We start from the raw sequence: 23,233 nt of genomic DNA on the forward strand, positions 1-23,233 counted from the left end.
TACACTATTTCCACTGAATATTTTGGTTACATAGCAACAATATTTCAGAAAAGAGCCTTATATTAACCCCAAAATGATTTCAACAAACACCAAAAATAAGGAGCTAATTGTTTAGTGATTTTTCTAAATAAATCTTTAGAAAATAATTTGTAATTTGTGGGATTGTTTTCATAAAAAGGAGGGGGAAAGTATGAAGGGATGTCTATTCATACATGGTTTTACTGGTGCGCCATATGAAGTTGAGCCATTAGCAAACTACTTTAAGGAAACAACGAATTGGGTAATTAAAGTACCTACACTTCCGGGACATGGAGTAACACTTGCTCTAAAAGGGCATACATATAATGACTGGGTTTCACATGCTGAAAAAGAGCTTCTTGAATTAATGAAGCAAGTTGATGAAGTATATGTTATTGGTTTTTCAATGGGTGGAATAATTGCTTCTTATTTAGCTGCTAAATACAATGTAAGTAAGCTGATATTGCTTAGTGCTGCAGCTTACTATGTGAATCCAAAGCAGCTCATGCTAGATTTTAAAGAAATGGTAAAGGATTTTTTAAAAGGATCTATATATGAAAATGAATTGTTTAATCGTTACAAAAAGAAGATTGTGCAGACTCCTCTACGTTCAACATTAGAATTTCAGAAGTTAGTAAAAGTAATTAAGCCATATTTAGAGAAAATAACGTTGCCAGTTTTAATTGTCCAAGGTGAGTGTGATGGTATTGTACCGGTAAAAAGTGCACACTATCTATATAATACAATTCCATCTGAGATGAAAGAGCTATGCTTACTTCCAGGCTCTAAACATCTTGTTTGTCATGGTGAGGATTATGAACATTTAAAGAAACTGGTAGAGGATTTCTTACATGACCATAATAATGACGTAAAACATGTGAATCCAAGTCAACAAATAAATATTCATTAAAAGTAAGAGCTTACATGCTTATTGTAAGTAGTTTTTATCATTATTGCAGCAGGATTAAATCTTACAATAAGTTGAAATTACGTAATGGTAGTGGTATGATTACATTTAAAGTGTTTGCGGGCTTTAAATAAGGTAAACTGCTGCCCTTGGTTATTTAAGGGTATTTTTTGTGTGAGGGAAATGGAGACGAAGAAACGCTAAAGATGTAGCATATGCATTAAATAAAATGATTTTGCCATGTGTTTAGTAGTACTTCGTTCGCTATGCTAACGTGTATAAGGGTTTCGGCGATACTCAGTTTTTCCTTCATTTAGATGTTGGCGTCTTTAAGCCATAGCCGTATTGTAAACAATAAATCAGAACGGTTTTCTACATCTACTGTTTTTCATGATGACACAACAGTTGATAACTTACTTTGAGCTTTAAAGGCTACATGCCTATAGCTTATAAGGATTGGATATAAACATCGTTTCATTATGAACACGATATAAAATTACCTATAAGGTCTGTAAATATTTACAGCAAACGATATAAAAGGAGTATGAAAACATTGACATTAACGTTTCAAGAATTAGGTTTAAGTTCGTCATTAATGGAATCAATAAGTAAAATGGGGTTTGAAGAGCCATCACCAATACAGGCTCAAACAATTCCACTTGGTCTACAAAACAAGGATGTAATTGGACAAGCGCAAACTGGTACAGGTAAAACAGCTGCGTTTGGTATTCCACTTATTGAGAAAATCGACGTAAACAGTAACAGTATTCAAGCTGTAGTTGTAGCGCCAACACGTGAGCTTGCAATCCAAGTATCTGAAGAATTGTACAAAATTGGTTATCATAAGCGTTCTCGCGTGCTTCCAATTTACGGTGGTCAAGACATTAACCGTCAAATGCGTTCTTTAAAGAAAAATCCACATATTATTGTAGGAACTCCTGGACGTTTATTAGACCATATTAATCGTAAAACGGTTAAATTAAACGCAGTTCATACTATAGTATTAGATGAAGCAGATGAAATGTTAAACATGGGCTTTATTGAGGATATCGAGTCAATCCTTTCTAACGTTCCAAGTGATCGCCAAACATTACTTTTCTCTGCAACAATGCCAGATCCAATTCGCCGAATTGCTGAGAAATTCATGAGAGATCCTGAGTTAGTAAAAGTGAAAGCAAAAGAAATGACAGTTCCAAACATCACTCAATACTACTTAGAAACACATGAAAGAAAGAAATTTGACGTATTAACAAGATTGCTTGATATTCAATCTCCAGAGCTTGCGATTGTTTTTGGTCGTACAAAACGTCGTGTTGATGAATTATCTGAAGCTTTAACGTTAAGAGGTTATACAGCTGAAGGAATTCATGGTGACTTAACTCAAGCAAAACGTATGTCAACTTTACGTAAGTTCAAAGAAGGCACAATTGAAGTATTAGTTGCTACTGATGTTGCTGCACGTGGACTTGATATTTCAGGTGTAACTCATGTTTATAACTTTGATGTACCTCAAGATCCAGAAAGCTATGTTCACCGTATTGGTCGTACAGGGCGTGCTGGTAAAACTGGTATGGCAATGACTTTTGTAACTCCGAGAGAAATTGACATTATTAAAAACATTGAGCGTACAACAAATAGCAAAATGGAACGCATGAAGCCACCAACTGTTGATGAAGCTATTGAAAGTCAACAACAAATGACAGTTGAAAAGATCCGTTCTATTGTTGAAAGTGATAACCTTGCTTTCTACAAGCGTACTGCTGAAGAACTGTTAGAAGAGTTTGATGCACAAGTTGTTGTTGCAGCAGCTATTAAATATATGACAAAAGAGCCGAACGCTGTAGAAATTAAACTTACAGAAGAAGCGCCTATGTATAGAGGGAAAAGTAAAGGTCGTTCTTCATCTTCTTCTAACAACAGAAGAAGAGGCGATAACCGTAGTAGTGGTGGCGGTAGTGGAAGTGGTAGTGGACAAAAAAATCGTTCATACGGCAACCGTGACAGAGCTAAAAGCGGTAGTGGTGGACAAAGTAGCAGCAAACGTCGCTACTCTAATCCAAAATAAATAAAAAGAGATCGAATCCATTTATGGGTTCGATTTTTTTATTTATTTATATAAAATGACCCTAACATTCCGAGTCATAGCAAATTGAAATCACTACAGTTGGTGAAACTAGTAATAGATTCTAATTGAGGTGATTTTAATGACAATTGTACGATTAGGGTATGTTGCGATGAGTATGAATCTCCAAAACTGTTCTCCTTCGCAAACAATGACATTTGCGCAGTTCAGTAAAATAAAAAATCGAGATGCAGCAATAGCTAAGTTAGAGAAGATAGCGAGATCAAATTTAGGAAATTGCTTAAGATTATTAAAACATAATGAAGCAAATGATATTCGTTTTTTTCGCTTTAGTTCAAAACTCATTCCTCTAGCTAATCATGAAGAACTCAATGATTGGGATTATATGAGTGAGTTGGATGAACCATTAAAGAATATTGCAGAATTTTTAGCTATACATCCTATGAGAGTAGGTTTTCATCCAGATCATTTTGTTGTATTGAATTCTCAGCAACCAGATATTTTTAAAATGTCATTAAAAACATTACGAATGCATGAACATCTTTTGAAGGGAATGGGAGTTAACTCTGAGCATCGCTGTGTATTACATATTGGAGGAGCATATGATAATAAAGAAAAGGCTCTAGAGCAGTTTATCCATAATTGGGGACTAATACCAGTATCACTTCAAAAAATGCTTATGCTAGAAAATGATGATACAACTTTTCATGTTAATGATGCACTATATTTATGTGAAAAATTAGGTGTGCCGCAAATCTTTGATTATCATCATCACCTGGCATACCATGAAGATTTGAATTGGGAGCATCAGTGGGAAAGGGTCTTAAATACATGGAAGGAATCTCCCTTACCTGTAAAAATGCATATTTCGAGCCCTAAAAGTGAAAAGGAATTTCGTGCACATTCAGACTATATTGATGTTAGCATGTTTATGGAGTTCTTAAATACAGTTAAAGATGATCATACTAAGCAAATTGATTGCATGATAGAAGCGAAACAAAAGGATAATGCCTTGTTTCAATTGGTGAGGGATTTAAAAGAATACCCAGAGATTGAATGGATTGATAAAGCTTCTTTTAAAATTAAGTAAGATTTGCAATGAGTGATATACGCTAATCAAAGGTTTGTTTGTCTTCTATTCTTTTAGCTATCTGATCAAGGTGATATTAGCCAGGGTGTGATTAACATTGAGGAAGTTTCTAAAACTAATAATATAATTATGAAAATAATTCCAGTATGCTATAATCAAAAGAGATTATTTTCTTTGATATTTTTATTCGTTATTTTAGTTATTGGCTCTGTTAAACTTTGTTGTTGATTTCCGTTAAAGGCATTCGCTTTCCGCGGGCGGTCCGGGAGCCTCCTCGGCGCAAGCGCCTGTGGGGTCTCCCTTTGACACGCTCCTCCCGCAGGAGTCTCATGCCTTTCACTCCAATCAACAAAGTGCTAAAAATCAACATTAAGCTTTAACATAGCCTAGTTATTAAGGGGGGAGCATGTTGAGAGAATTACCGAAAAATCAGATTAGCTTGCAGGCACTGAAGGTTTGGAGATTAAGTGCTACTATTGTTGCAGGTATTTCTTTCGTTATTCTTATAGCTGGTGGAATTGGAGTGTATTTCTTAGATTTATCCTACTGGATTACAATCATATCAGCTTTATTATGGTGTATTTATTCACTTGTGACTATTGTTATTATTCCAAAGCTTAGGCACAGGATGTGGAGATATGAGGTCTTTGAGCATGAAATAGATTTACAGTACGGACTTTTCGTTATTAAAAGAGTGCTAATACCAATGGTAAGGGTACAACACGTTGATACACATCAGGGACCCTTGTTACGAAAACATAAATTAGCATCAATTGAAATTTCCACAGCTGCTACTACGCACGAAATTCCAGCGTTAGATTTAGAAGAAGCAGATATTCTTAGAGATTATATTTCAAAGCTTGCTAGGGTGACTGATGATGATATTTAAGCCAAAGCGAATTCATCCAGTAGGCATGATTCTATCTTTTGCTAAGATGATTAAATCTTATATTATCCCTGCTATCATTTTCTTTTTTGTTGGTGTAGAGGAAACTTTTAATATCTACTTTATTATTGGGGCAATTTGTTTAGTTGTCATCATAGTGATTGTTAGTGTATTAGAATGGTTAAAATTCACCTACTGGATTGAAGATGGAGAATTTAGAATCGAGCATGGTGTTATTGTGAAGAAAAAGCGGTATATTCCGATTGAAAGGATTCAAACAATCAATACTAGTGCAGGAATTGTTCAACAAATTTTTCGTTTAGTTAAAGTTCAAATTGAAACAGCTGGTGGGGGCTTAGAGGCGGAAGCAGTTTTGACAGCAATCAGTAAAAATGAAGCAGATGAAATTGAACAAGCCCTCTCTGCTTATAAAAACCAGCTACCTGAAGAGTCTATAGTAGAAAGCGAAGTCGTAGACAAGCCAGAGCATCCTACATATAAAATAAAGCCTAGAGAATTATTTGTGGCTGCGTCTACATCAAGCGGTATCGGAGTAATAATTTCTGCGGTTGCTGCATTTTTAAGTCAGTTTGAAGAATTTATACCATTTGAACAGCTGTTAAATCGTTTTGAGTTTCTTACTAACGCAAGCTTTACACTATACGTTATATTGGTGTTTCTTGCCTTTTTCATTGCCTGGATATTAAGCATTATCGGTGTTTTGCTTAAATATGCCTTTTTCACTGTACATAAAGTGGAAGATGATATTAAAATTTCTAGAGGTATTTTTGAAAAAAGACAGATTTCTATACCGATTGCACGTATACAGGCGATAAGGGTAGTCCAAAATCCTTTAAGGCAGTTATTAGGCTACTCAACTGTTTATATCGAAAGTGCAGGTGGAACTGCAGGAGATGATGGCAGCGCCTCTACAATCTTATTTCCTGTTATCTCTAAGAAAGAAGTAGTAGAGCTTCTCTCTATATACCTTCCTAGTTTTAAGGTGAAAGAAGAAGTGCATTCCTTACCTAAACGCTCAATGCTAAGATATATTATTAGAAAATGTCTCTTATCTTTAGTGATTATCATACCTTTAAGCTCACTCTTTTTCCCTTGGGGGCTACTTTCAGTTTCTTTACTTCTTGTTGGGATCTATTGGGGATATCAAACATTTAATGACACCGGTTGGAGTGTAATAGATAATCAGTTACAATTAACATATCGATTTGTTTCGAAGTCAACAATCTTAGTCCGGAAAAATAGAATTCAATCTATCAGTCATACAAAAAACTTTTTTCAGGATAAAAAATTACTTAGATCTTTTAAAGTATCAATAAAATCGGGCATATTAGGAAAGAGCTTTTCAATCAAAGACATGGATGCTGATGATGTTGAAAAGTTGTTATCATGGTATTCCTATTCCCCGGAAAATAAAACCAGACACTGATGGTTAAGTGTCTGGTTTTATTTACTTTACTATTTTGTGAATCTCATTAAAAGAGTCGAGATAAAATCCCAATTAAGATAATGATGAAGAAGATTAACCAAAATCCTTCTTTATATGTCCATTTTCCTTTTCTCAATTGGAATTTTGGTCTACGAGTCGGGGTATAATGGGTTTCATGGACAAAATGGTTCCTTTTTTTAATAAATAATGGTGCTAAAATAAATCCTCCAATAAAGCCAAATATATGGGCAATAACATTTATATTAGAATTTATGAAGGTCATAATTAAGCCGATAACCAAAATGCTAATAATAATTTGTGAATTTGCTTTATCGATTGTACCTTTTCTAAAGTAAACCATGAATAAATATGTACCAAATAAACCAAAAATTGCTCCAGATGCTCCGATATGAACATATTGCAAAGGTTCAAAGATAAATGTCGCGATATTAGCGATAATCCCTGCTCCTACATACAAAAGAATAAATTTAGTTTTACCTAAAAATTTTTCTAATGCTGGAGCAAATAGAATGAGGGAAATGGTATTAAAGAAAACATGACCAAAGCTAATATGAAGGAATACTGGTGATAGTAATCTCCAATACTCGCCATAGGCAATTCCGGCGTTATAGCCCTCTAATAAGCTTAAAGAAATTCTTATAGAAGGAAGAGGAATCTGGAATAACAACCAAAATAAAAGATGTATTCCTACTATGACTGATACAACTGGATATAATCGAAGAAAGGATTGAAAACTTTCTGATCTAGTGAACATCATCATTGCTCCTTTGCTTTATTTTGGCTCTTTTCTGAAGAATTGTTGCTAATAGAAGTCATTATCTATTGTAACCAATGTGTAATCGCATAAAGGGTTCGATTTGTAGAAGAAAAGATGCCACTAGCCTTTATACAGAGTTGTTTCCAACATGATTCTAAAAACAACAAAGTTTAAGAAAAAAGCCTTGGTCCTTTTAGCGTAATTTGTTATTTTTAATTAAATTTTAGATAGTAAGGAAATTTTCCATTTCATTCCACTATTCGATGTAAGTTTGATTGGAAAAACTGCAATCTGTTAGAAAAGAGACTTTGAGTTATTAAGAAGCACTAATGTATCGATAGTTATTTTTCCTATTTCAAAAAGTGTGAAAAGACCCTTTGAATGGAAAACTCACTTTATACTAACATGAATATGTACAAGTTGTATAAAATAGTACTATAAAAGGCTCATTGGAAGGTGTTGTTACATAATGATTATGGGGATTGGATTAGATATTATTGAACTAGATCGGATACGAAGAATCGTGGATCGACAGCCTGGTTTTATAAAAAGAATATTAACATTAAATGAAATAGAAAAATTTGCGTCTCTTTCCAAGGAAAGAAAGGTTGAATTTTTAGCAGGTCGATTTGCGGTAAAAGAAGCTTATTCTAAGGCATTGGGAACAGGGATCGGGGAAGAAGTCAGTTTTCAAGATGTTGAAGTGATGAATAATGATAAGGGAAAGCCGGTTATAAAGATATTAACTGAAAAAGAGGTGGACTTCTCTATTCATGTTTCGATTACACATACTCGTCAATGCGCTGCTGCACAAGTGATATTAGAGAAATAGAATATTAAGGAAGGCTACTCATGTTAAGGATTATAACTGAGTGGCTTTCCTTTTTTCTTTATAAGTCATAAGCTGCAATCTCTGAGACAACAAGACTGGATATAATTATACAATTTAAATATTAATCAGTTAATGGTGGGGAAATAAGTTTCGTTCCATTGCGCTGCAGACACTTGCTTTCCACGGGGAGGAAGCTGAGCCTCCTCGCCGCAAGCGCCTGCGGGGTCTCAGCCTTTCCTCAATTCCCGTAGGAGTCAAGTGTCTTCCGCTCCATTTCACTTGTGCTTATCAATTTTTATACAAAATCAAAAATCTATTGAAGACAGTTATTTAAGACCAAAAATTTTATCCGAAAGATTGAATGAAACCCTAATAATCGGGTGTAATATTAGCTTAAATACTTATGTCAGCCTCTTTTGAAATTTTTTTCATTCATATTATTGCTACTTTTTACTTTGATAACTTTGTGTTTTTAAAGTTACCAATAATTCCCCCCATTCTATCATACAATTTTCAATAAAGTCTTTGTAGAAAATTAGGATCTGTAATGTTATTAGTAAATTTTATAGCTAGTCTGCATATTTGGAAAGTTTGTCTCATATATTTGGTAATGCGATAGGGAAGACAAGTTGTTTTAGCAATTCATCTTTTCATTTTGGCTTTTTTAATAATTTAATAGATAAGATGTAGCTAAAAGAGATGAGTCTAGCAATACGATCTTCCAATTTAACGTTATATGAAGCAAAGGGGTTGAAAGAGTTGAAAAAAAGGCTTGTATTATTTTTAGTAGGGCTTTTAGCAGTAGTAGCTTTAGTTGGGTGCGGTGAGAAATCACAAGCTGATGTTGTTCAAGCGTTAGAAAAGAAGGTTGAAGAAATGTCCGGGTATAAAGCGAAAGGGAAAATGACGCTTCAAACCGGAAATGATCCACAGGAATATGAAATTGAAATTTGGCACAAGGGTCCAACGTATTACCGTGTGAACCTTAAAAATTCTCAAAAAGAACAAAGCCAAATGATTTTACGTAATGATGAGGGTGTATTTGTTTTAACTCCGGCACTAAACAAAAGCTTCCGTTTCCAAAGTGATTGGCCACAAAACAGTAGCCAGGCGTATCTTTATGAGTCTTTAGTAAAAGACATCTTAAAGGATGCAGATGCAAAGTTTAGCTCAGCTGAAGATAAATATGTTTTTGAAACAAAAACAAATTATCAAAACAACAAAATGCTTCCGATCCAAGAAATTACGTTTAACAAAAAGGATTTAACTCCTACTATGGTAAAGGTGATGGATACAGATCGTAATCCACTTGTTGTTGTTGAATTTACGAGCTTTGAATTCAATGCTTCATTTGATGATAATTCATTTGATGTAGAGAAAAACATGTCTAGTGCACAAATTGAAGTACCAACTATGGCAACTGGTGATCGTGAGCCTTTCGCCGTTAAATATCCATTAGAACAGCCAAATGGAGCAAAATTAGTAAAAGAAACTGAGATTGACACTGAAAATGGTAAACGAGTGATTTTAACATTTGAAGGAGAAAAGTCATTTACTTTAATCCAAGAAAGTGCTGAAATTGCGACACCAGCTTCAGCTTCAACTTCAACATATGTGAATGGTTCACCAGCTGATTTAGGATTTACTATTGGTGCAATGTCTGATACATCTCTAACATGGACACATGATGGAGTAGATTATATGTTAGCATCTGAAGATTTAACAACAGATGAATTAATAATGGTTGCTAAGTCAGTACAAGGTCAAACAGCAAAATAATTAAAATTGGGTGGTATATCCACCCTTTTTTTAATGGAGCTATTTTCGTAAACTTTGTTGTTGATTTCAAAGGTAATGGATTAGTTATCTTACTTTTCAAAGTAAAAGATCTTCCTCCTATTTATTAAATCTTCAATTATTTTCTTAGTCACTATTTGACAATTATATAGTATAGTCGAGATAATTATTTTTATAGAAGTAGGATGAGGAAGTGTATTAAAGATGTTGTCTGATTTTTATCGAGATACTTGGGTAGAAGTAAATTTGGATGCGATAACACATAATGTTTTATCTATGAAAAAGCATATAGGTGAGCAGGTTGATATTATTGCTGTTGTAAAGGCAAATGGCTATGGTCATGGAGCGGTACAAGTGGCAAAAACTGCATTGGATGTCGGTGCTTCAATGTTAGCTGTTGCTTTTTTAGATGAAGCAATTGCACTCAGAAAAGCAGGAATTGATGCCCCGATATTAGTGATGGGTGCAACACGTCCGAGTGATGTTGAAGTGGCGATTCAATTTAACATCACGTTAACTGTTTTTTCAATTGATTGGCTTATGGAAGCTAATCAATTTATCTCGTCTGATAAGGTACATTTGCACATTAAGGTTGATACAGGGATGGGGCGTTTAGGTGTTAGAGAAAAAGATGAATTAAGAAGGATATTTTCTTATCAAGAAAGCTCATCACATTTTGAAATTGACGGGATCTTTACACATTTTGCAACAGCAGATGAAAATGATTCGCTTTATTTTGTTGAACAATATGAAAAATTTGAAGAGTTATTAACAACAATCCCACATCAACAATTATTGGTTCATTGTGCTAATAGTGCAGCTGCTCTTAAATATCAACGGAAGCTGTATAATGCGATTCGATTGGGTATATCTATGTATGGTCTAACTCCTTCGATTGAGATGAAGCAGGAATTACCCTTTGAGTTAAAGGAAGCTTTTTCATTACAAACAAAGCTTGTTCATGTTAAAAAGATTAGTAAAGGTGAAAAGGTAAGCTATGGTGCAACATATGAAGCAAAGGAAGATGAATGGATTGGCACAATTCCTATAGGGTATGCTGATGGTTGGATAAGACGTCTAAAGGATTTTGAAGTATTGGTGGGGAATACACGTGCTCCATTAGTAGGAAGAATTTGTATGGATCAATGTATGGTAAAGCTTCCAAATCACATTCCTGTCGGTACCAAAGTTACATTAATTGGAGAACAAAATGGACATGTTATTTCAATAGATGATGTTGCCAAACGCCTTGATACGATCAATTATGAAGTTCCTTGTATGATAACTTTACGAGTTCCTCGTATTTTTTTAAAAAATATGCGTATAATTGAAAGGGTTAACTCAATTTTGCCTTAAATTGTTTACGTGTATGGTGTTGGACATAACTTAAGTGTTTAACAAAAATTTCGATCAAAGTAATAGCTTGGTGGAGACAGGAAAGCTGTAATAGCTATAACCATTGTGCAGTTTCTGTTTTGTTTTAAAAACTTTTGTCGCAGCTAAAGTGTTGTGACACCTTTCTTCTTGAGATTTGTACATTTAGTCAATACATTTCATAACGGTAATTACGTTTTTTTAGCACAAATTTTTCAGAAGAGAACTCGAAGTAAGGGAACCAAACATTGTTAATATGAGAAATAAAATCATATTGATGAATAATTACCCTTTACATGACGATAATATTGAAGGGTAATGAATTAGACGTGCAATTTTTTCGAAACATTTAGGAATTTGAAATTATACGATTATCTTTAATAAAAAATTAATTCAAAGACTAAATGACATGATCAAGGCATTTTTAGGAAATAAATTGGCGTAGAATACTGTGTTTATTAGGAAAAGACTTTGCTTATTGTGCTGTAGATGTTATTATTAAATTTGGAATGAATAATAGGTGGTAAGTTTGGTGGAGGTGTGTGTTTGTGTCTGAATCCAGCGCGACAACAGAAATCTTAATTCAGTTACCTCAAGCATTAGTATCAGAATTAGATGGACTAGTAAAACAGGAGAACGGAAACAGAAACGAGCTTATTTATCAAGCAACTAAAATGTACATTCGTGAGCGTAAAAAGCGCCAAATTCGCGAATCTATGAGACGTGGTTACATGGAGATGGCGAAAATTAATCTTAACATTGCATCCGAAGCATTTTTGGCAGAGTCTGAGGCTGACCATACCGTTGAACGCTTAGTAAGCGGGGGTTAATCATTTGATTGTTAAACGAGGCGACGTGTATTTTGCTGATTTATCCCCAGTTGTAGGTTCGGAGCAAGGTGGCGTACGTCCTGTATTAATTATCCAAAATGATATCGGAAACCGCTTTAGTCCTACAGTTATTATAGCGGCAATTACGGCCCAAATTCAAAAAGCAAAATTGCCAACTCATGTTGAGATCGATGCAAAGCGTTACGGGTTTGAGAGGGATTCGGTTATCCTGCTCGAACAGATACGAACGATTGATAAGCAAAGGTTAACTGATAAAATCACTCATCTAGACGATGAGATGATGGATAAAGTGGATGAGGCCTTGCAAATAAGTTTAGGACTTATTGATTTTTAACTAATAACTTTAACTTAAATAACATAAAAAACAAAAAGGTTGCTCAAAAAGCAACTTTTTTTATTAGAAATTGAAGGATTATGATCAATATGATAATTGAATGCAACATTACATATTTCTTGTAAAATCATGTACTTGTTGTATTCTTTTTTTTGTTCCATATTATAGGTATAATATTAGAATAGAGTTTGAATATGCTAAGGAGGAATAAAGCGAGATGAACCAACCGTCAAATCCATTTTTGAAGTTTATTCAAAATAATAGAGAAGAATTACTAGCTGAATGGACAGATAAAATGAAGGCTCTTGATGATCCAAAAGTGTCATCTGTATTATCGGACCAAGTTTATACAAATACTTGTAATGAGTATATTAATATATTACTACTTTCTTTTAGAGGTGAAGATAAAGAGATTACTAGTAAAATATGTGATTTCTCTCAAAGAATTGTTCAACAAGGGTGGTCTTTACGCTATATTTCAACTGGTTTATCTGAATTCAATAAGCTTTTATTTTTTGAAATGACTATTGATGATTCAGAAGAGGAAAAAATGAAATTAGTATGGTCCTTCGATAAATGGATTTCACCAGTTAATAGTGAGGTTCTTTATCAATATGCATCTTCTTGGGAAAGAACAGTTTCCTTACAAAAGATCGCTTTGCAAGAACTATCCGCACCATTAATTCCAGTTTTTGAAAATATAACTGTTATGCCTTTAGTAGGGACAATTGATACAGAGCGTGCAAAGCGTATTATGGAAAATCTTCTTCAAGGTGTAGTAAAACACCGTGCAGAGGTTGTGTTAATTGATATAACAGGTGTTCCTGTAGTAGATACAATGGTGGCACATCATATCATTCAGGCATCAGAAGCGGTAAGACTTGTTGGAGCAAAATGTTTGCTAGTGGGTATTAGACCTGAAATTGCCCAAACGATTGTGAATCTTGGAATTGACTTAAGTCAGGTAATTACTAAAAATAGTCTTCAAAAGGGTATTGAATCAGCTTTAGAAATGACAAATCGTCAAATTGTCTCATTGGAGGAATAGATTATGAATCCTAGAATACCAATATTAAAATTACATAATTGTTTATTAATTTCAATTCAATGGGAGCTAGATGATCAAACAGCACTTCAGTTTCAAGAAGATCTTTTGCATAAAATCCATGAAACAGGAGCAAATGGCGTTGTGATAGATTTAACCTCTGTGGATGTTATTGACTCATTTATTGCAAAAGTACTTGGTGATGTTATTAGTATGTCAAGGCTGATGGGAGCAAAAGTCGTGTTAACGGGAATACAGCCAGCTGTAGCCATTACACTTATAGAATTAGGCATTCAGCTTGAGGATGTCAAAACAGCCCTTGATTTAGAAAAAGGCCTTGAAACATTACAACAGGAGTTGGGGGAGTAAGCATGGAAAACCAATCCTGTGTTAAAATTGTCACCGAATGGGACATAGTAGCAGCACGACAACTTGGTCGGAATGTTGCGAAGGAGCTTGGATTCGGTACAGTTGATCAAGCTAGAATCACAACTGCGATTTCCGAATTAGCCCGAAATATATATCTATATGCAGGACAAGGTGAAATGCGAATTGAACGCATAAATGACCTTGGAAAAAAAGGTTTGAAAATAGTAGCCATAGATAATGGACCTGGAATTTCTGATATCCGTAAAGTGATGGAAGATGGATTTTCAACTTCTGGAGGGTTAGGTGCTGGATTACCGGGTGTTAAACGTTTAATGGATGGATTTGATATTACTTCCACTGTTGGTGAAGGGACAAATATCCAAGCGGTGAAATGGCTTCGGTAGGAGGACATAAATGGAATTTCGCGATTTTCTAGAGACAAAATATCGAGAGCTATTAAGAAACTATCTAAATGAACAAACAGAAACAGCCTTATATCAAGGGCAAAAATTTAGTAGAAAAACAATCGAACATCAAATACCACCTGAAGAGATTATTAGTGCACATAGAAAGGTCTTGCAAGAGCTCTTTCCTGATATTCAAACGGAGGTTCTCTCTTCGTTAGATTTTCTACTTGAGGTCATGATGGGATATGGTCTAGCTTACCAGGAGCATCAAAGTCTACGCGATCAACAATTAGAAATTCGATCTGAGATTGAAATCGCTGCAAATGTTCAAAAAACATTATTAGAAACAACGGTTCCTGACATTGATTCATTGGATATTGGTGCTATTAGTGTTCCATCAAAGCAGATGAATGGTGATTATCATCACTTTGTTCATGATGAAAAGGGAGTAAGTATTGCTGTTGCTGATGTTATTGGTAAAGGGATACCTGCAGCGTTATGTATGTCTATGATTAAGTATGCTATGGATAGTTTCCCTGAATCTCGTAAAAATCCTAATCAAATATTGGAAAATTTAAATCGAGTTGTTGAGCGTAATGTTGATCCAAGCATGTTTATTACCATGTTTTATGGAATGTATAATGTGGTTGACCACATTTTTACATATGCTTCAGCAGGTCATGAGCCAGGTTTTTATTATCACTCAGAAACAGATCATTTTGAAGATTTGATTACAAAAGGACTTGTTCTTGGTGTTGATCATAATGTTCAATACAGACAATATCAACAAAAGGTTGAGGTTGGAGACATGGTTGTACTCTTATCTGATGGTGTAACAGAGTCTCGAACTGAAGATGGATTTATCGAAAGATCAGCCATTACAGATCTGATTATTAAGAATAAACATCTTTCCTCACAGGAAATCGTTGAGAAAATCTATCGCCATTTCGAAAAAATGCAGGATCTCCAGTTAAGGGATGATTTTACATTAATAATTATTAAACGTTTGGTTTAGTTATTATGATAACGGGGTATGTATTAACATAAATGATCCTTAGAGGTGAAGAAAGATGAATATGAAAATCGATATAAATAAAGAAGATGATAAAACCGTGGTATTAGTTGCTGGTGAAATCGATGCGTATACAGCACCTAAGCTTAGAGAGGCATTACTACCATTAGCGGAAGAGGAAAATCCACAGATTTCTGTTAATTTAAAAAATGTATCTTATATGGATAGCACGGGATTAGGAGTATTTGTTGGTTTATTGAAAAATGTAAGAAAGAATAACGGGAATTTACATTTAGTGGAGTTAACAGATCGCTTGGAACGATTGTTTAGTATAACAGGACTAAGTGACATCATTGATATATCTTCAAAATCAGAGGGTGGGTTACAATGAAGCAACTAGTAGATTATATAGAAATGAAGGTTCCAGCTAAGCCAGAGTATGTGGGAATCATCAGATTAACTCTTTCAGGGATTGCTAGTAGAATGGGTTATTCATATGATGAAATTGAGGATTTGAAAATTGCGACAAGTGAAGCATGTACAAATGCTGTTCAGCATGCTTATAAAAATAACGAAGAAGGCGAAGTTGTAATTGGTTTTGGTCTTTATGATGATCGCCTTGAAGTAATGATTGCTGATAATGGGAAAAGCTTTGATTTTGAAAAGACTAAAAATGAACTTGGTCCTTATTCCTCACAAAGTCCTGTAGATCAGCTACCAGAGGGAGGGTTAGGTCTCTATTTGATGGAAACGCTCATGGATGAAGTCCGTGTCTTAGTTAACTCAGGTGTAACGGTCTTCATGATTAAGTATTTAAGCGGGGAGCGAATAGAACATGGCACAACCATCTCAAAGTATGAAGCTAACTAAAGAACAAGTAATTGAGCTAATAATTGAGTTTCAGAAAACAGAAAGTAATAGTGCCCAATCAGCGCTTGTTGAACATTTTACAGGTTTAGTTGAAACCTTAGCGAAGAAATATTCAAAAGGGAAGAGCTTTCATGAAGATCTTAGACAGGTTGGCATGATCGGTTTATTAGGTGCGATAAGAAGGTTCGATCCTACTATTGGTAAACCTTTTGAAGCATTTGCGATCCCGACAATTATTGGCGAAATCAAGCGCTTTTTAAGGGATAAAACATGGAGTGTACATGTCCCTAGAAGAATTAAGGAACTTGGGCCAAAGATAAAAGCTGCAGTTGATATATTAACAAATGCAAATGAACGATCTCCACAAGTGCAGGAAATCGCTGACTATATTGGGGTTTCAGAAGAAGAAGTGTTAGAAACAATGGAAATGGGAAAAAGCTATCAAGCTTTATCTGTAGACCATTCGATTGAAGCCGATTCAGATGGAAGTACTGTCACAATCCTTGATATTGTTGGTAACCAAGATCAAGGATTTGAAAATGTGAATCAGAGGCTTATGCTTCAAAGTGTTCTACATGTTTTATCAGAAAGAGAAATGGAAATTATTGAGTGTACATTTATACAAAATAAGAGTCAAAAGGAAACTGGAGAACATCTTGGTATCTCTCAGATGCATGTGTCGAGATTGCAGCGGAGAGCCATTCAAAAGCTTAGAGAGGCTCTAGCTAAAGACATGCCATCGGAGATGAAACAATGATTGTAAGAGAATCAAATAATCAAATTGATACACTGGCTTTTCAACTTTCTAAAGAAGGTAAATTATGCTGTGGTGACAGCTTCTACATAAAAGCAACTGATGAGTATTATATATGTGCATTAGCTGATGGTTTAGGTAGTGGGGAACGAGCAAATGATTCTTCTTCGGCAATCAGTACATTAGTCGAAAACAATCATGCTGAAGATGTAGACGTATTAATTGACCTATGTAATAAAGAATTGAAGGATAAACGTGGAGCTACTGTGTCGATATTGAAGATATTTTTCAAAACTAAACAGTTCACGTATAGTTCTGTAGGAAATATTCGATTTATACTCTGTACACCTTCTGGGTCATATATCTACCCTCTTCCTCTACTTGGCTACTTATCAGGAAAACCACAAAAATACCGTACCCATACCTACGATTATGAAGAAGGATCTAAATTTATCATTCATACAGATGGATTGGTTTTACCGGCTATAAAATCTCTCTTGAAAAAGGGTGAGTCGGTAGATGATTTATCAAAGCAATTAGAAGAATATACATTGACACGAAATGATGATTTAACATACATAGTCGGTCAACTGTTTTAATTTTAAAATGGTTGACCGATTTTTTGTTTTTTTTATTTTGGCTATGTTAAAGCTTAATGTTGATTTTTAGCACTTTGTTGATTGGAGGTGAAAACATGAGACTTCTGCTTAGAGAAGCATGTCAAGGGGAGACCCCACAGGCGCGCATCTTACGAGGGAGGCTCCCGGACCTAGGAAGGATTGTCCAGAGAAAAAGCGGACAGTTGGGATTTTTCATTATTCTTCCTAAGAAAATGTAAATGTCAAGCTAACGAAGTACAATTTTGATCGTTTATGAATGTACAAAAATTAATCAACATCTTCTTTCTCTAAGTGATCTTTAATTCTGAAAGAAGGCCAAACATTCTTTACGACTGTTGAGTGGTGTAGAACACAATTTAATATTTCATTTGATAATCTAGTATCATGGAACATCGCATCTCATTCTTTAAAGCTAATTTTTGTAGTTAAAATAGTACTTTTCTTTTCATATCTTAAATCAATTAGCTGACAAATTAGAGTGGCATCTTCTTTGTCATTTGGAAGGTAACCAATTTCATCAGTAATTAATAATTTATACTTTCAATAGTGCTTTAATTTAGATTACAACCGGTTTTCTAGCTTTGTCTTTTTAAGTTCAATAATTCCATTAACATTTAATAAAATAGGTACTCAAGTCCTTCATCGGCTTTATGACGGACTTTTGACAGGGCTTTCCCCTCGCTTATGTCCTTCATTCTCTATGACGACCCTATTTTTCCCGGGAAAGCGAATGCTTGTAACAGAAATCAACAACAAAGTTTAACAGTGTCTATTTTTAAGAAAATAAAATAATTGTGAGATACCTAAATTTGTTATCTATTTCAATAAAGCTCTAAAATTTGGTAAAATGTTAGAATGTATGAAGAAGTAAATAAGCAGGATTGGCTGTAATAGGTAATTTCTGATTTGGAGGATTTTAAATGACAGAAAAACAAGGCAAGATGATGCAGCATGTTAGCAAGGAACTTTCTATTAATGAAAAGCAAGTTGCAAGTGTAATTAAGTTATTAGAAGACGGCAATACGGTACCATTCATTGCTCGCTATCGTAAAGAACAAACAGGAGCACTTGATGAAGTGCAAATTCGGGATATATCTGATAAATGGACATACATACAAAATCTAGAGAATCGTAAAGAGGAAGTACTTCGTTTAATAGAAGAACAAGGAAAGCTAACAACAGAGCTTGCAGAAGAGATTCAAAAATCATTAAAGCTTCAGCAGGTAGAAGATTTATATAGACCGTATAAACAAAAAAGAAGAACAAAAGCAACAGTTGCGAAAGAAAAGGGACTTGAACCACTAGCAGAATGGATTCTTACTTTACCGCAACAAGGAGATTTACAACAAAAGGCTCAAGAATTTGTTAATGAAGAAAAAGAAGTAAATGCTTCTGAAGAAGCAATTCAGGGAGCAAAAGATATTATAGCTGAACAAATTTCTGATCAGCCAAAATATCGTCAGTGGATTAGAGATCTTACCTTCAAAAGAGGGACAGTTTCTTCAGTAGCAAAAGATGAGAAAAAAGACGAAAAGAATGTTTTTGAGATGTATTATGATTATGAGGAACCGATTCAAAAGATTGTACCTCATCGTGTTCTTGCGATGAATCGTGGAGAAAAGGAAGATGTTTTAAGAATATCTGTCAAACCACCTCAAGATCAAATTATTAGTTATCTAACAAAAGAAGAGTTGAAAAATAATATAACAACAGTAAGAGACGTGTTAATAGAGGCTATAGATGATGCTTATAAAAGACTGATTCAGCCATCAATTGAAAGAGAAATACGAAAAGAGCTTTCAGAAAAAGCAGAAGACCGTGCGATTCATATTTTCTCAGAAAACTTAAGAAACTTATTACTTCAGCCGCCATTAAAAGGGAGAATGGTATTAGGTGTGGATCCGGCTTATCGGACAGGCTGTAAATTAGCAGTAGCGGATGAAACAGGCAAAATGATGCATATTGGTGTGATTTATCCACATCCACCTGTAAACAAAAAAGAAAAAGCGAAAGAAACGGTTGTTTCGATTTTGAAGGATTATAAAATTGAGGTCGTAGCCATTGGTAATGGAACAGCATCTAGAGAAACAGAACAATTTATTGCTGATATATTAAAAGAAGTTTCAGAAGAAATTTCGTACCTTATCGTAAATGAAGCAGGAGCAAGTGTTTACTCAGCATCTGACTTAGCGAGAGAAGAGTTCCCGGATTTGCAGGTAGAAGAAAGAAGTGCTGTCTCCATCGCAAGGAGATTACAGGATCCATTAGCTGAATTAGTAAAAATCGATCCGAAATCAGTAGGAGTTGGTCAATATCAGCATGATGTATCACAAAAGAAGCTTAATGATTCATTAACATTTGTCGTAGAAACTGTAGTTAACCAAGTTGGAGTAAATGTAAACACAGCTTCATCATCTTTATTACAATATGTAGCTGGACTTAGTAAATCAGTGGCAAATAACATAGTGAAGAAAAGAGAAGAGCTAGGCAGGTTTACGAATAGAAAAGAACTTAAAGATATTCCTAGACTAGGCGCCAAAACGTATGAGCAATGTATTGGTTTCTTGAGGGTATCAGATGGTGATCAGCCTCTTGATCGAACAGGCATTCACCCAGAAAGATATGCAGAAGTAAAGAAGCTACTCAAACAGTTAGATGCAACTGCTGAAGATTTGGGAACTACAGAATTAAATGAAAAGGTGAAAAATCTAAATCTTAAAGAAGTGTCTGATATCCTTTCAATAGGTGAGCTGACGTTAAAGGATATATGTGATGCCTTAGTTCGACCTGAGAGAGACCCTCGTGATGAAGTTTCAAAGCCATTACTCAAAAAGGATATTCTTAAATTAGAAGATCTTCAACAAGGTATGGAATTACAAGGTACTGTAAGGAATGTTGTTGATTTCGGTGCTTTTGTAGATATAGGTGTAAAACAGGACGGACTAGTGCATATTTCAAAAATGAGCAATAGCTTTGTTAAGCATCCATTAGATCTTGTTTCAGTTGGTGATGTTGTTACAGTTTGGGTTGATGAAGTTGATTCGAAGAAGGGTAGAGTTGCTCTTACGATGTTAAAAAATTAATCTAGCTTACTGTAGGTCGAATACTGTTATTTTTAAAAATGTAGACTCCTCATTTCTATTAAAAAGTTTCTTTTTAAAGAGGAGTCGCATATTTGTCTATGAATATAAAGTGAAAATTGTGCTGGTTTTTTAATATAGCTTTTTAGCAGTATGACATTTTGCAAAAAAAGTCAGATGCTTTTCGCCTACTAAACTTCAGATTATCTGACAATGATAATTATGAATTTGCTTCTTTTTCTCTATAAAAAAACCAACATTGATTAAGTAACTTTATTTGATACCGATTTTTTTCTAAAAAGGCACGTTGCATTTGATTTTGTAACCATGATGGCATTTGCTCATACCTCCTTAACCATTATAATGGTGTATAGGTGTTTATAATGTATGCAATGGACGAGTGCTGTGTTCCAATTTAAAACGGGGGATTTATCATGGATGATGTAAAGCTTCAGAAATTAGTAGAAGATCTATCTTTGAGTCTTTTTCATAAAACGTTTAAACATAAAGCAACCTTTAATAATAGGCTACGAACGACTGGTGGAAGATACATGCTAGGAAGTCATAATATTGATATTAATCCGAAGTACTATGCTGAGCATGGTCTTGATGAGATGATTGGGATTATTAAACATGAGCTATGTCATTATCATCTTCATATAGAAGGAAAAGGGTATAAGCATGGTGATAAAGATTTTAAAGATCTTCTTTTGAAAGTTGATGCTCCTAGATTCTGTACCCCATTAATAAATACACCTAAACCTAAAGCTGTAAGTTTAACGTATAAGTGTACAAGATGTGGTCAAGAGTATAAGAGGAAAAGACGAGTCGACACATCTCGGATGGTTTGTGGTAAATGTGCTGGAAAAATCTATCTTATTGAAAAGGGTTGACTATGATATAGTGGCTATGATAAATTATAAAAGCCGTCGTTGATGGCAATGAAATTTCTTGAAATATTGATTGATCGTCTTGACAGGACATGCCACAATCAATATAATAAAGAAAGTCTGTTATAAATAATTATTCCGCAGTAGCTCAGTGGTAGAGCTATCGGCTGTTAACCGATCGGTCGTAGGTTCGAGTCCTACCTGCGGAGCCATATGGGGAAGTACTCAAGTGGCTGAAGAGGCGCCCCTGCTAAGGGTGTAGGTCGCGCGAGCGGCGCGAGGGTTCAAATCCCTCCTTCTCCGCCATATGAAAATTCAGGCCCGTTGGTCAAGCGGTTAAGACACCGCCCTTTCACGGCGGTAACACGGGTTCGAATCCCGTACGGGTCATCATATACTTTAGAGGGTAGGAAGTGGGCGCACTTGTAGCTCGCCTCCTATTTCTTTCTGGATTGGTATATGATAAGGGTTTTTGAGAGGCTTTTCACTTATTAAGATTAAAAGTTATTACGTTTTTAGGTGAGAGTTTCGCTTTTAATGCTAGGTTGTTTATTTTCGCTTCGTTTTCAAGAGCGAGTGCAAGGATGTTTATTTTCACTACGTTTTAAGAGCTAGTGCAAGGGTGTTTATTTTCACTTCGTGAAAAAAACTTGGTCCGGTAGTTCAGTTGGTTAGAATGCCTGCCTGTCACGCAGGAGGTCGCGGGTTCGAGTCCCGTCCGGACCGCCATTAATTTATTTAACGTAAATAATTTTCACTTGTGTTTAAGGTTTAATCATGATAATATTTAACTCTTGTCACTTTTGATAATTAAATAGTTTATTGGGCTATAGCCAAGCGGTAAGGCATCGCACTTTGACTGCGACATGCGTTGGTTCGAATCCAGCTAGCCCAGCCATTTTTAATTAATTTCATCATTTTATGTACTATATAAAATGAGCCATTAGCTCAGTTGGTAGAGCATCTGACTTTTAATCAGAGGGTCGAAGGTTCGAATCCTTCATGGCTCACCATTTACACACCATGCGGGTGTGGCGGAATTGGCAGACGCGCTAGACTTAGGATCTAGTGTCCTTGTGACGTGGGGGTTCAAGTCCCTTCACCCGCATCAAAGTTTTTACGAAAGTAAATAACTTTCATATGTTTCGCGGTCGTGGCGGAATGGCAGACGCGCTAGGTTGAGGGCCTAGTGGGGGCGACCCCGTGGAGGTTCAAATCCTCTCGGCCGCACCAATAAAATAATTACAAGAAATTGTTGACTTAGAAATAACAAGATGTTATGATATAAAAGTTGCTCCTTTGGACAACGATAAATGATATTTGCGCCCGTAGCTCAATTGGATAGAGCGTTTGACTACGGATCAAAAGGTTAGGGGTTCGACTCCTCTCGGGCGCGCCATTGACGGGAAGTAGCTCAGCTTGGTAGAGCACTTGGTTTGGGACCAAGGGGTCGCAGGTTCGAATCCTGTCTTCCCGACCAGTCGAGACACTTTTTGCGGGTGTAGTTTAGTGGTAAAACCTCAGCCTTCCAAGCTGATGATGAGGGTTCGATTCCCTTCACCCGCTCCAATTATGATCTTTGAAAACTAAACAAAACCAAGCGTGCCAACGTTAATTTCGATTAACAAAACGTACTATATAGTACAAAATGAAATACATGAGCATGTCAAACACTACTTTATTGGAGAGTTTGATCCTGGCTCAGGACGAACGCTGGCGGCGTGCCTAATACATGCAAGTCGAGCGAATTGATGGGAGCTTGCTCCCTGATATTAGCGGCGGACGGGTG

The 23,233-nt window shown here is 35.4% G+C and carries 21 protein-coding genes, 11 tRNA genes, 1 rRNA gene and 2 pseudogenes; 32 read left to right on the forward strand and 3 right to left on the reverse strand.

Going from position 1 to position 23,233, the window contains the following annotated elements:
* Positions 1 to 190 precede the first annotated feature (190 nt).
* The 5 genes from FS935_RS21755 (at position 191) to FS935_RS21775 (ending at position 6,431) form a co-directional block, all read left to right on the forward strand.
* Positions 191 to 928 (forward strand): alpha/beta hydrolase, encoded by a 738-nt coding sequence (locus FS935_RS21755; RefSeq protein ID WP_146950728.1) that lies wholly within the window; start codon positions 191 to 193, stop codon positions 926 to 928.
* Between the two features lie 550 nt (positions 929 to 1,478).
* On the forward strand, positions 1,479 to 2,990 hold the full coding sequence (cshA, locus tag FS935_RS21760; protein WP_146950729.1) for a degradosome RNA helicase CshA: 1,512 nt from the start codon (positions 1,479 to 1,481) through the stop codon (positions 2,988 to 2,990).
* A gap of 139 nt (positions 2,991 to 3,129) precedes the next feature.
* Complete coding sequence (gene uvsE, locus FS935_RS21765; RefSeq protein WP_146950730.1) at positions 3,130 to 4,098, forward strand: UV DNA damage repair endonuclease UvsE; 969 nt, start codon at positions 3,130 to 3,132, stop codon at positions 4,096 to 4,098.
* 409 nt (positions 4,099 to 4,507) lie between these two features.
* On the forward strand, positions 4,508 to 4,987 hold the full coding sequence (locus FS935_RS21770; protein ID WP_146950731.1) for a PH domain-containing protein: 480 nt from the start codon (positions 4,508 to 4,510) through the stop codon (positions 4,985 to 4,987).
* On the forward strand, positions 4,977 to 6,431 hold the full coding sequence (locus FS935_RS21775; RefSeq protein WP_158638684.1) for a PH domain-containing protein: 1,455 nt from the start codon (positions 4,977 to 4,979) through the stop codon (positions 6,429 to 6,431). Before FS935_RS21770 ends, FS935_RS21775 begins: the two co-directional genes overlap by 11 nt.
* A 190-nt stretch (positions 6,432 to 6,621) precedes the next feature.
* Here FS935_RS21775 and FS935_RS21780 read toward each other — a convergent pair.
* A pseudogene (locus tag FS935_RS21780) lies at positions 6,622 to 7,206 on the reverse strand (rhomboid family intramembrane serine protease); the annotation flags it as partial.
* A 472-nt stretch (positions 7,207 to 7,678) separates the two neighbouring features.
* Between FS935_RS21780 and acpS the strand changes: the two are divergent.
* The 13 genes from acpS to FS935_RS21845 all read left to right on the forward strand — a co-directional run bounded on the left by acpS (position 7,679) and on the right by FS935_RS21845 (position 17,453).
* Complete coding sequence (acpS, locus tag FS935_RS21785) at positions 7,679 to 8,041, forward strand: holo-ACP synthase (protein WP_146950734.1); 363 nt, start codon at positions 7,679 to 7,681, stop codon at positions 8,039 to 8,041.
* A 759-nt stretch (positions 8,042 to 8,800) separates the two neighbouring features.
* Positions 8,801 to 9,820 (forward strand): LolA family protein, encoded by a 1,020-nt coding sequence (locus FS935_RS21790; protein WP_146950749.1) that lies wholly within the window; start codon positions 8,801 to 8,803, stop codon positions 9,818 to 9,820.
* Positions 9,821 to 10,042: 222 nt separating this feature from the next.
* Positions 10,043 to 11,194, forward strand: a complete 1,152-nt coding sequence (gene alr, locus FS935_RS21795; RefSeq protein WP_146950735.1) for an alanine racemase — start codon at positions 10,043 to 10,045, stop codon at positions 11,192 to 11,194.
* Between the two features lie 566 nt (positions 11,195 to 11,760).
* A complete protein-coding gene (locus tag FS935_RS21800; protein WP_026562079.1) occupies positions 11,761 to 12,042 on the forward strand; it encodes a CopG family ribbon-helix-helix protein in 282 nt (93 codons plus the stop codon).
* Between the two features lie 4 nt (positions 12,043 to 12,046).
* On the forward strand, positions 12,047 to 12,397 hold the full coding sequence (ndoA, locus tag FS935_RS21805) for a type II toxin-antitoxin system endoribonuclease NdoA (RefSeq protein WP_026562078.1): 351 nt from the start codon (positions 12,047 to 12,049) through the stop codon (positions 12,395 to 12,397).
* 217 nt (positions 12,398 to 12,614) lie between these two features.
* On the forward strand, positions 12,615 to 13,445 hold the full coding sequence (gene rsbRA, locus FS935_RS21810) for an RsbT co-antagonist protein RsbRA (RefSeq protein WP_146950736.1): 831 nt from the start codon (positions 12,615 to 12,617) through the stop codon (positions 13,443 to 13,445).
* On the forward strand, positions 13,446 to 13,811 hold the full coding sequence (locus tag FS935_RS21815; RefSeq protein WP_146950737.1) for an STAS domain-containing protein: 366 nt from the start codon (positions 13,446 to 13,448) through the stop codon (positions 13,809 to 13,811).
* Positions 13,812 to 13,813: 2 nt separating this feature from the next.
* Complete coding sequence (locus FS935_RS21820) at positions 13,814 to 14,215, forward strand: anti-sigma regulatory factor (protein ID WP_146950738.1); 402 nt, start codon at positions 13,814 to 13,816, stop codon at positions 14,213 to 14,215.
* A gap of 10 nt (positions 14,216 to 14,225) precedes the next feature.
* Positions 14,226 to 15,233 carry a PP2C family protein-serine/threonine phosphatase gene (locus FS935_RS21825; RefSeq protein WP_146950739.1) on the forward strand — a complete coding sequence of 336 codons (1,008 nt, stop codon included), beginning with the start codon at positions 14,226 to 14,228 and terminating at the stop codon, positions 15,231 to 15,233.
* Between the two features lie 55 nt (positions 15,234 to 15,288).
* A complete protein-coding gene (locus tag FS935_RS21830; protein ID WP_146950740.1) occupies positions 15,289 to 15,621 on the forward strand; it encodes an anti-sigma factor antagonist in 333 nt (110 codons plus the stop codon).
* Positions 15,618 to 16,100, forward strand: coding sequence for an anti-sigma B factor RsbW (gene rsbW / locus FS935_RS21835; RefSeq protein WP_146950741.1), 483 nt, complete (start codon positions 15,618 to 15,620; stop codon positions 16,098 to 16,100). The genes FS935_RS21830 and rsbW overlap by 4 nt, the downstream gene beginning before the upstream one ends.
* Positions 16,066 to 16,857 carry an RNA polymerase sigma factor SigB gene (gene sigB, locus FS935_RS21840; RefSeq protein WP_146950742.1) on the forward strand — a complete coding sequence of 264 codons (792 nt, stop codon included), beginning with the start codon at positions 16,066 to 16,068 and terminating at the stop codon, positions 16,855 to 16,857. The genes rsbW and sigB overlap by 35 nt, the downstream gene beginning before the upstream one ends.
* The gene (locus FS935_RS21845) at positions 16,854 to 17,453 is read left to right on the forward strand and encodes a PP2C family serine/threonine-protein phosphatase (protein ID WP_146950743.1); all 600 of its coding nucleotides are present in this window, start codon (positions 16,854 to 16,856) and stop codon (positions 17,451 to 17,453) included. Before sigB ends, FS935_RS21845 begins: the two co-directional genes overlap by 4 nt.
* A gap of 288 nt (positions 17,454 to 17,741) precedes the next feature.
* Here the strand turns inward: FS935_RS21845 and FS935_RS23750 are convergent.
* Positions 17,742 to 18,114, reverse strand: a pseudogene (locus FS935_RS23750) (ATP-binding protein); the annotation flags it as partial.
* A gap of 280 nt (positions 18,115 to 18,394) precedes the next feature.
* Between FS935_RS23750 and FS935_RS21855 the strand changes: the two are divergent.
* A complete protein-coding gene (locus FS935_RS21855) occupies positions 18,395 to 20,557 on the forward strand; it encodes a Tex family protein (RefSeq protein ID WP_146950744.1) in 2,163 nt (720 codons plus the stop codon).
* Between the two features lie 217 nt (positions 20,558 to 20,774).
* Here the strand turns inward: FS935_RS21855 and cmpA are convergent, their stop codons facing one another.
* Entirely contained in the window at positions 20,775 to 20,891 is a 117-nt protein-coding gene (cmpA, locus tag FS935_RS21860) for a cortex morphogenetic protein CmpA (RefSeq protein ID WP_146950745.1), read from the reverse strand.
* A gap of 97 nt (positions 20,892 to 20,988) precedes the next feature.
* On the opposite strand from cmpA, the gene FS935_RS21865 reads away from it, so the two are divergent.
* The 13 genes from FS935_RS21865 to FS935_RS21925 form a co-directional block, all read left to right on the forward strand.
* Positions 20,989 to 21,447, forward strand: a complete 459-nt coding sequence (locus FS935_RS21865; protein ID WP_146950746.1) for a SprT family protein — start codon at positions 20,989 to 20,991, stop codon at positions 21,445 to 21,447.
* A gap of 134 nt (positions 21,448 to 21,581) precedes the next feature.
* A tRNA-Asn gene (locus FS935_RS21870) sits at positions 21,582 to 21,656 on the forward strand.
* 3 nt (positions 21,657 to 21,659) lie between these two features.
* Positions 21,660 to 21,750 (forward strand) — tRNA-Ser (locus tag FS935_RS21875).
* A gap of 12 nt (positions 21,751 to 21,762) precedes the next feature.
* Positions 21,763 to 21,834: transfer RNA gene (locus FS935_RS21880), tRNA-Glu, on the forward strand.
* Between the two features lie 262 nt (positions 21,835 to 22,096).
* Positions 22,097 to 22,173, forward strand: a tRNA-Asp gene (locus FS935_RS21885).
* Between the two features lie 94 nt (positions 22,174 to 22,267).
* A tRNA-Gln gene (locus FS935_RS21890) sits at positions 22,268 to 22,342 on the forward strand.
* A 39-nt stretch (positions 22,343 to 22,381) separates the two neighbouring features.
* A tRNA-Lys gene (locus tag FS935_RS21895) sits at positions 22,382 to 22,457 on the forward strand.
* 12 nt (positions 22,458 to 22,469) lie between these two features.
* Positions 22,470 to 22,552: transfer RNA gene (locus FS935_RS21900), tRNA-Leu, on the forward strand.
* A 39-nt stretch (positions 22,553 to 22,591) separates the two neighbouring features.
* Positions 22,592 to 22,677: transfer RNA gene (locus tag FS935_RS21905), tRNA-Leu, on the forward strand.
* A gap of 89 nt (positions 22,678 to 22,766) precedes the next feature.
* Positions 22,767 to 22,843, forward strand: a tRNA-Arg gene (locus FS935_RS21910).
* A 4-nt stretch (positions 22,844 to 22,847) separates the two neighbouring features.
* Positions 22,848 to 22,924, forward strand: a tRNA-Pro gene (locus FS935_RS21915).
* 15 nt (positions 22,925 to 22,939) lie between these two features.
* A tRNA-Gly gene (locus FS935_RS21920) sits at positions 22,940 to 23,013 on the forward strand.
* A gap of 109 nt (positions 23,014 to 23,122) precedes the next feature.
* Positions 23,123 to 23,233 (forward strand): 16S ribosomal RNA (locus FS935_RS21925); the annotation flags it as partial.

Origin of the sequence: Metabacillus litoralis (assembly GCF_007994985.1) — a bacterium.
Classification (GTDB): Bacteria; Bacillota; Bacilli; order Bacillales; family Bacillaceae; genus Metabacillus; species Metabacillus litoralis.

Bases quoted from the DNA above. Each gene is read 5' to 3' on its own strand.
- alr (WP_146950735.1), top strand. From the start codon at position 10,043: ATGTTGTCTGATTTTTATCGAGATACTTGGGTAGAAGTAAATTTGGAT.
- sigB (WP_146950742.1), top strand. From the start codon at position 16,066: ATGGCACAACCATCTCAAAGTATGAAGCTAACTAAAGAACAAGTAATT.
- FS935_RS21830 (WP_146950740.1), top strand. From the start codon at position 15,289: ATGAATATGAAAATCGATATAAATAAAGAAGATGATAAAACCGTGGTA.
- FS935_RS21865 (WP_146950746.1), top strand. From the start codon at position 20,989: ATGGATGATGTAAAGCTTCAGAAATTAGTAGAAGATCTATCTTTGAGT.
- FS935_RS21775 (WP_158638684.1), top strand. From the start codon at position 4,977: ATGATATTTAAGCCAAAGCGAATTCATCCAGTAGGCATGATTCTATCT.
- cmpA (WP_146950745.1), bottom strand. From the start codon at position 20,891: ATGCCATCATGGTTACAAAATCAAATGCAACGTGCCTTTTTAGAAAAA.
- FS935_RS21820 (WP_146950738.1), top strand. From the start codon at position 13,814: ATGGAAAACCAATCCTGTGTTAAAATTGTCACCGAATGGGACATAGTA.
- FS935_RS21825 (WP_146950739.1), top strand. From the start codon at position 14,226: ATGGAATTTCGCGATTTTCTAGAGACAAAATATCGAGAGCTATTAAGA.
- acpS (WP_146950734.1), top strand. From the start codon at position 7,679: ATGATTATGGGGATTGGATTAGATATTATTGAACTAGATCGGATACGA.
- FS935_RS21845 (WP_146950743.1), top strand. From the start codon at position 16,854: ATGATTGTAAGAGAATCAAATAATCAAATTGATACACTGGCTTTTCAA.
- FS935_RS21855 (WP_146950744.1), top strand. From the start codon at position 18,395: ATGACAGAAAAACAAGGCAAGATGATGCAGCATGTTAGCAAGGAACTT.
- rsbRA (WP_146950736.1), top strand. From the start codon at position 12,615: ATGAACCAACCGTCAAATCCATTTTTGAAGTTTATTCAAAATAATAGA.
- FS935_RS21755 (WP_146950728.1), top strand. From the start codon at position 191: ATGAAGGGATGTCTATTCATACATGGTTTTACTGGTGCGCCATATGAA.
- uvsE (WP_146950730.1), top strand. From the start codon at position 3,130: ATGACAATTGTACGATTAGGGTATGTTGCGATGAGTATGAATCTCCAA.
- rsbW (WP_146950741.1), top strand. From the start codon at position 15,618: ATGAAGCAACTAGTAGATTATATAGAAATGAAGGTTCCAGCTAAGCCA.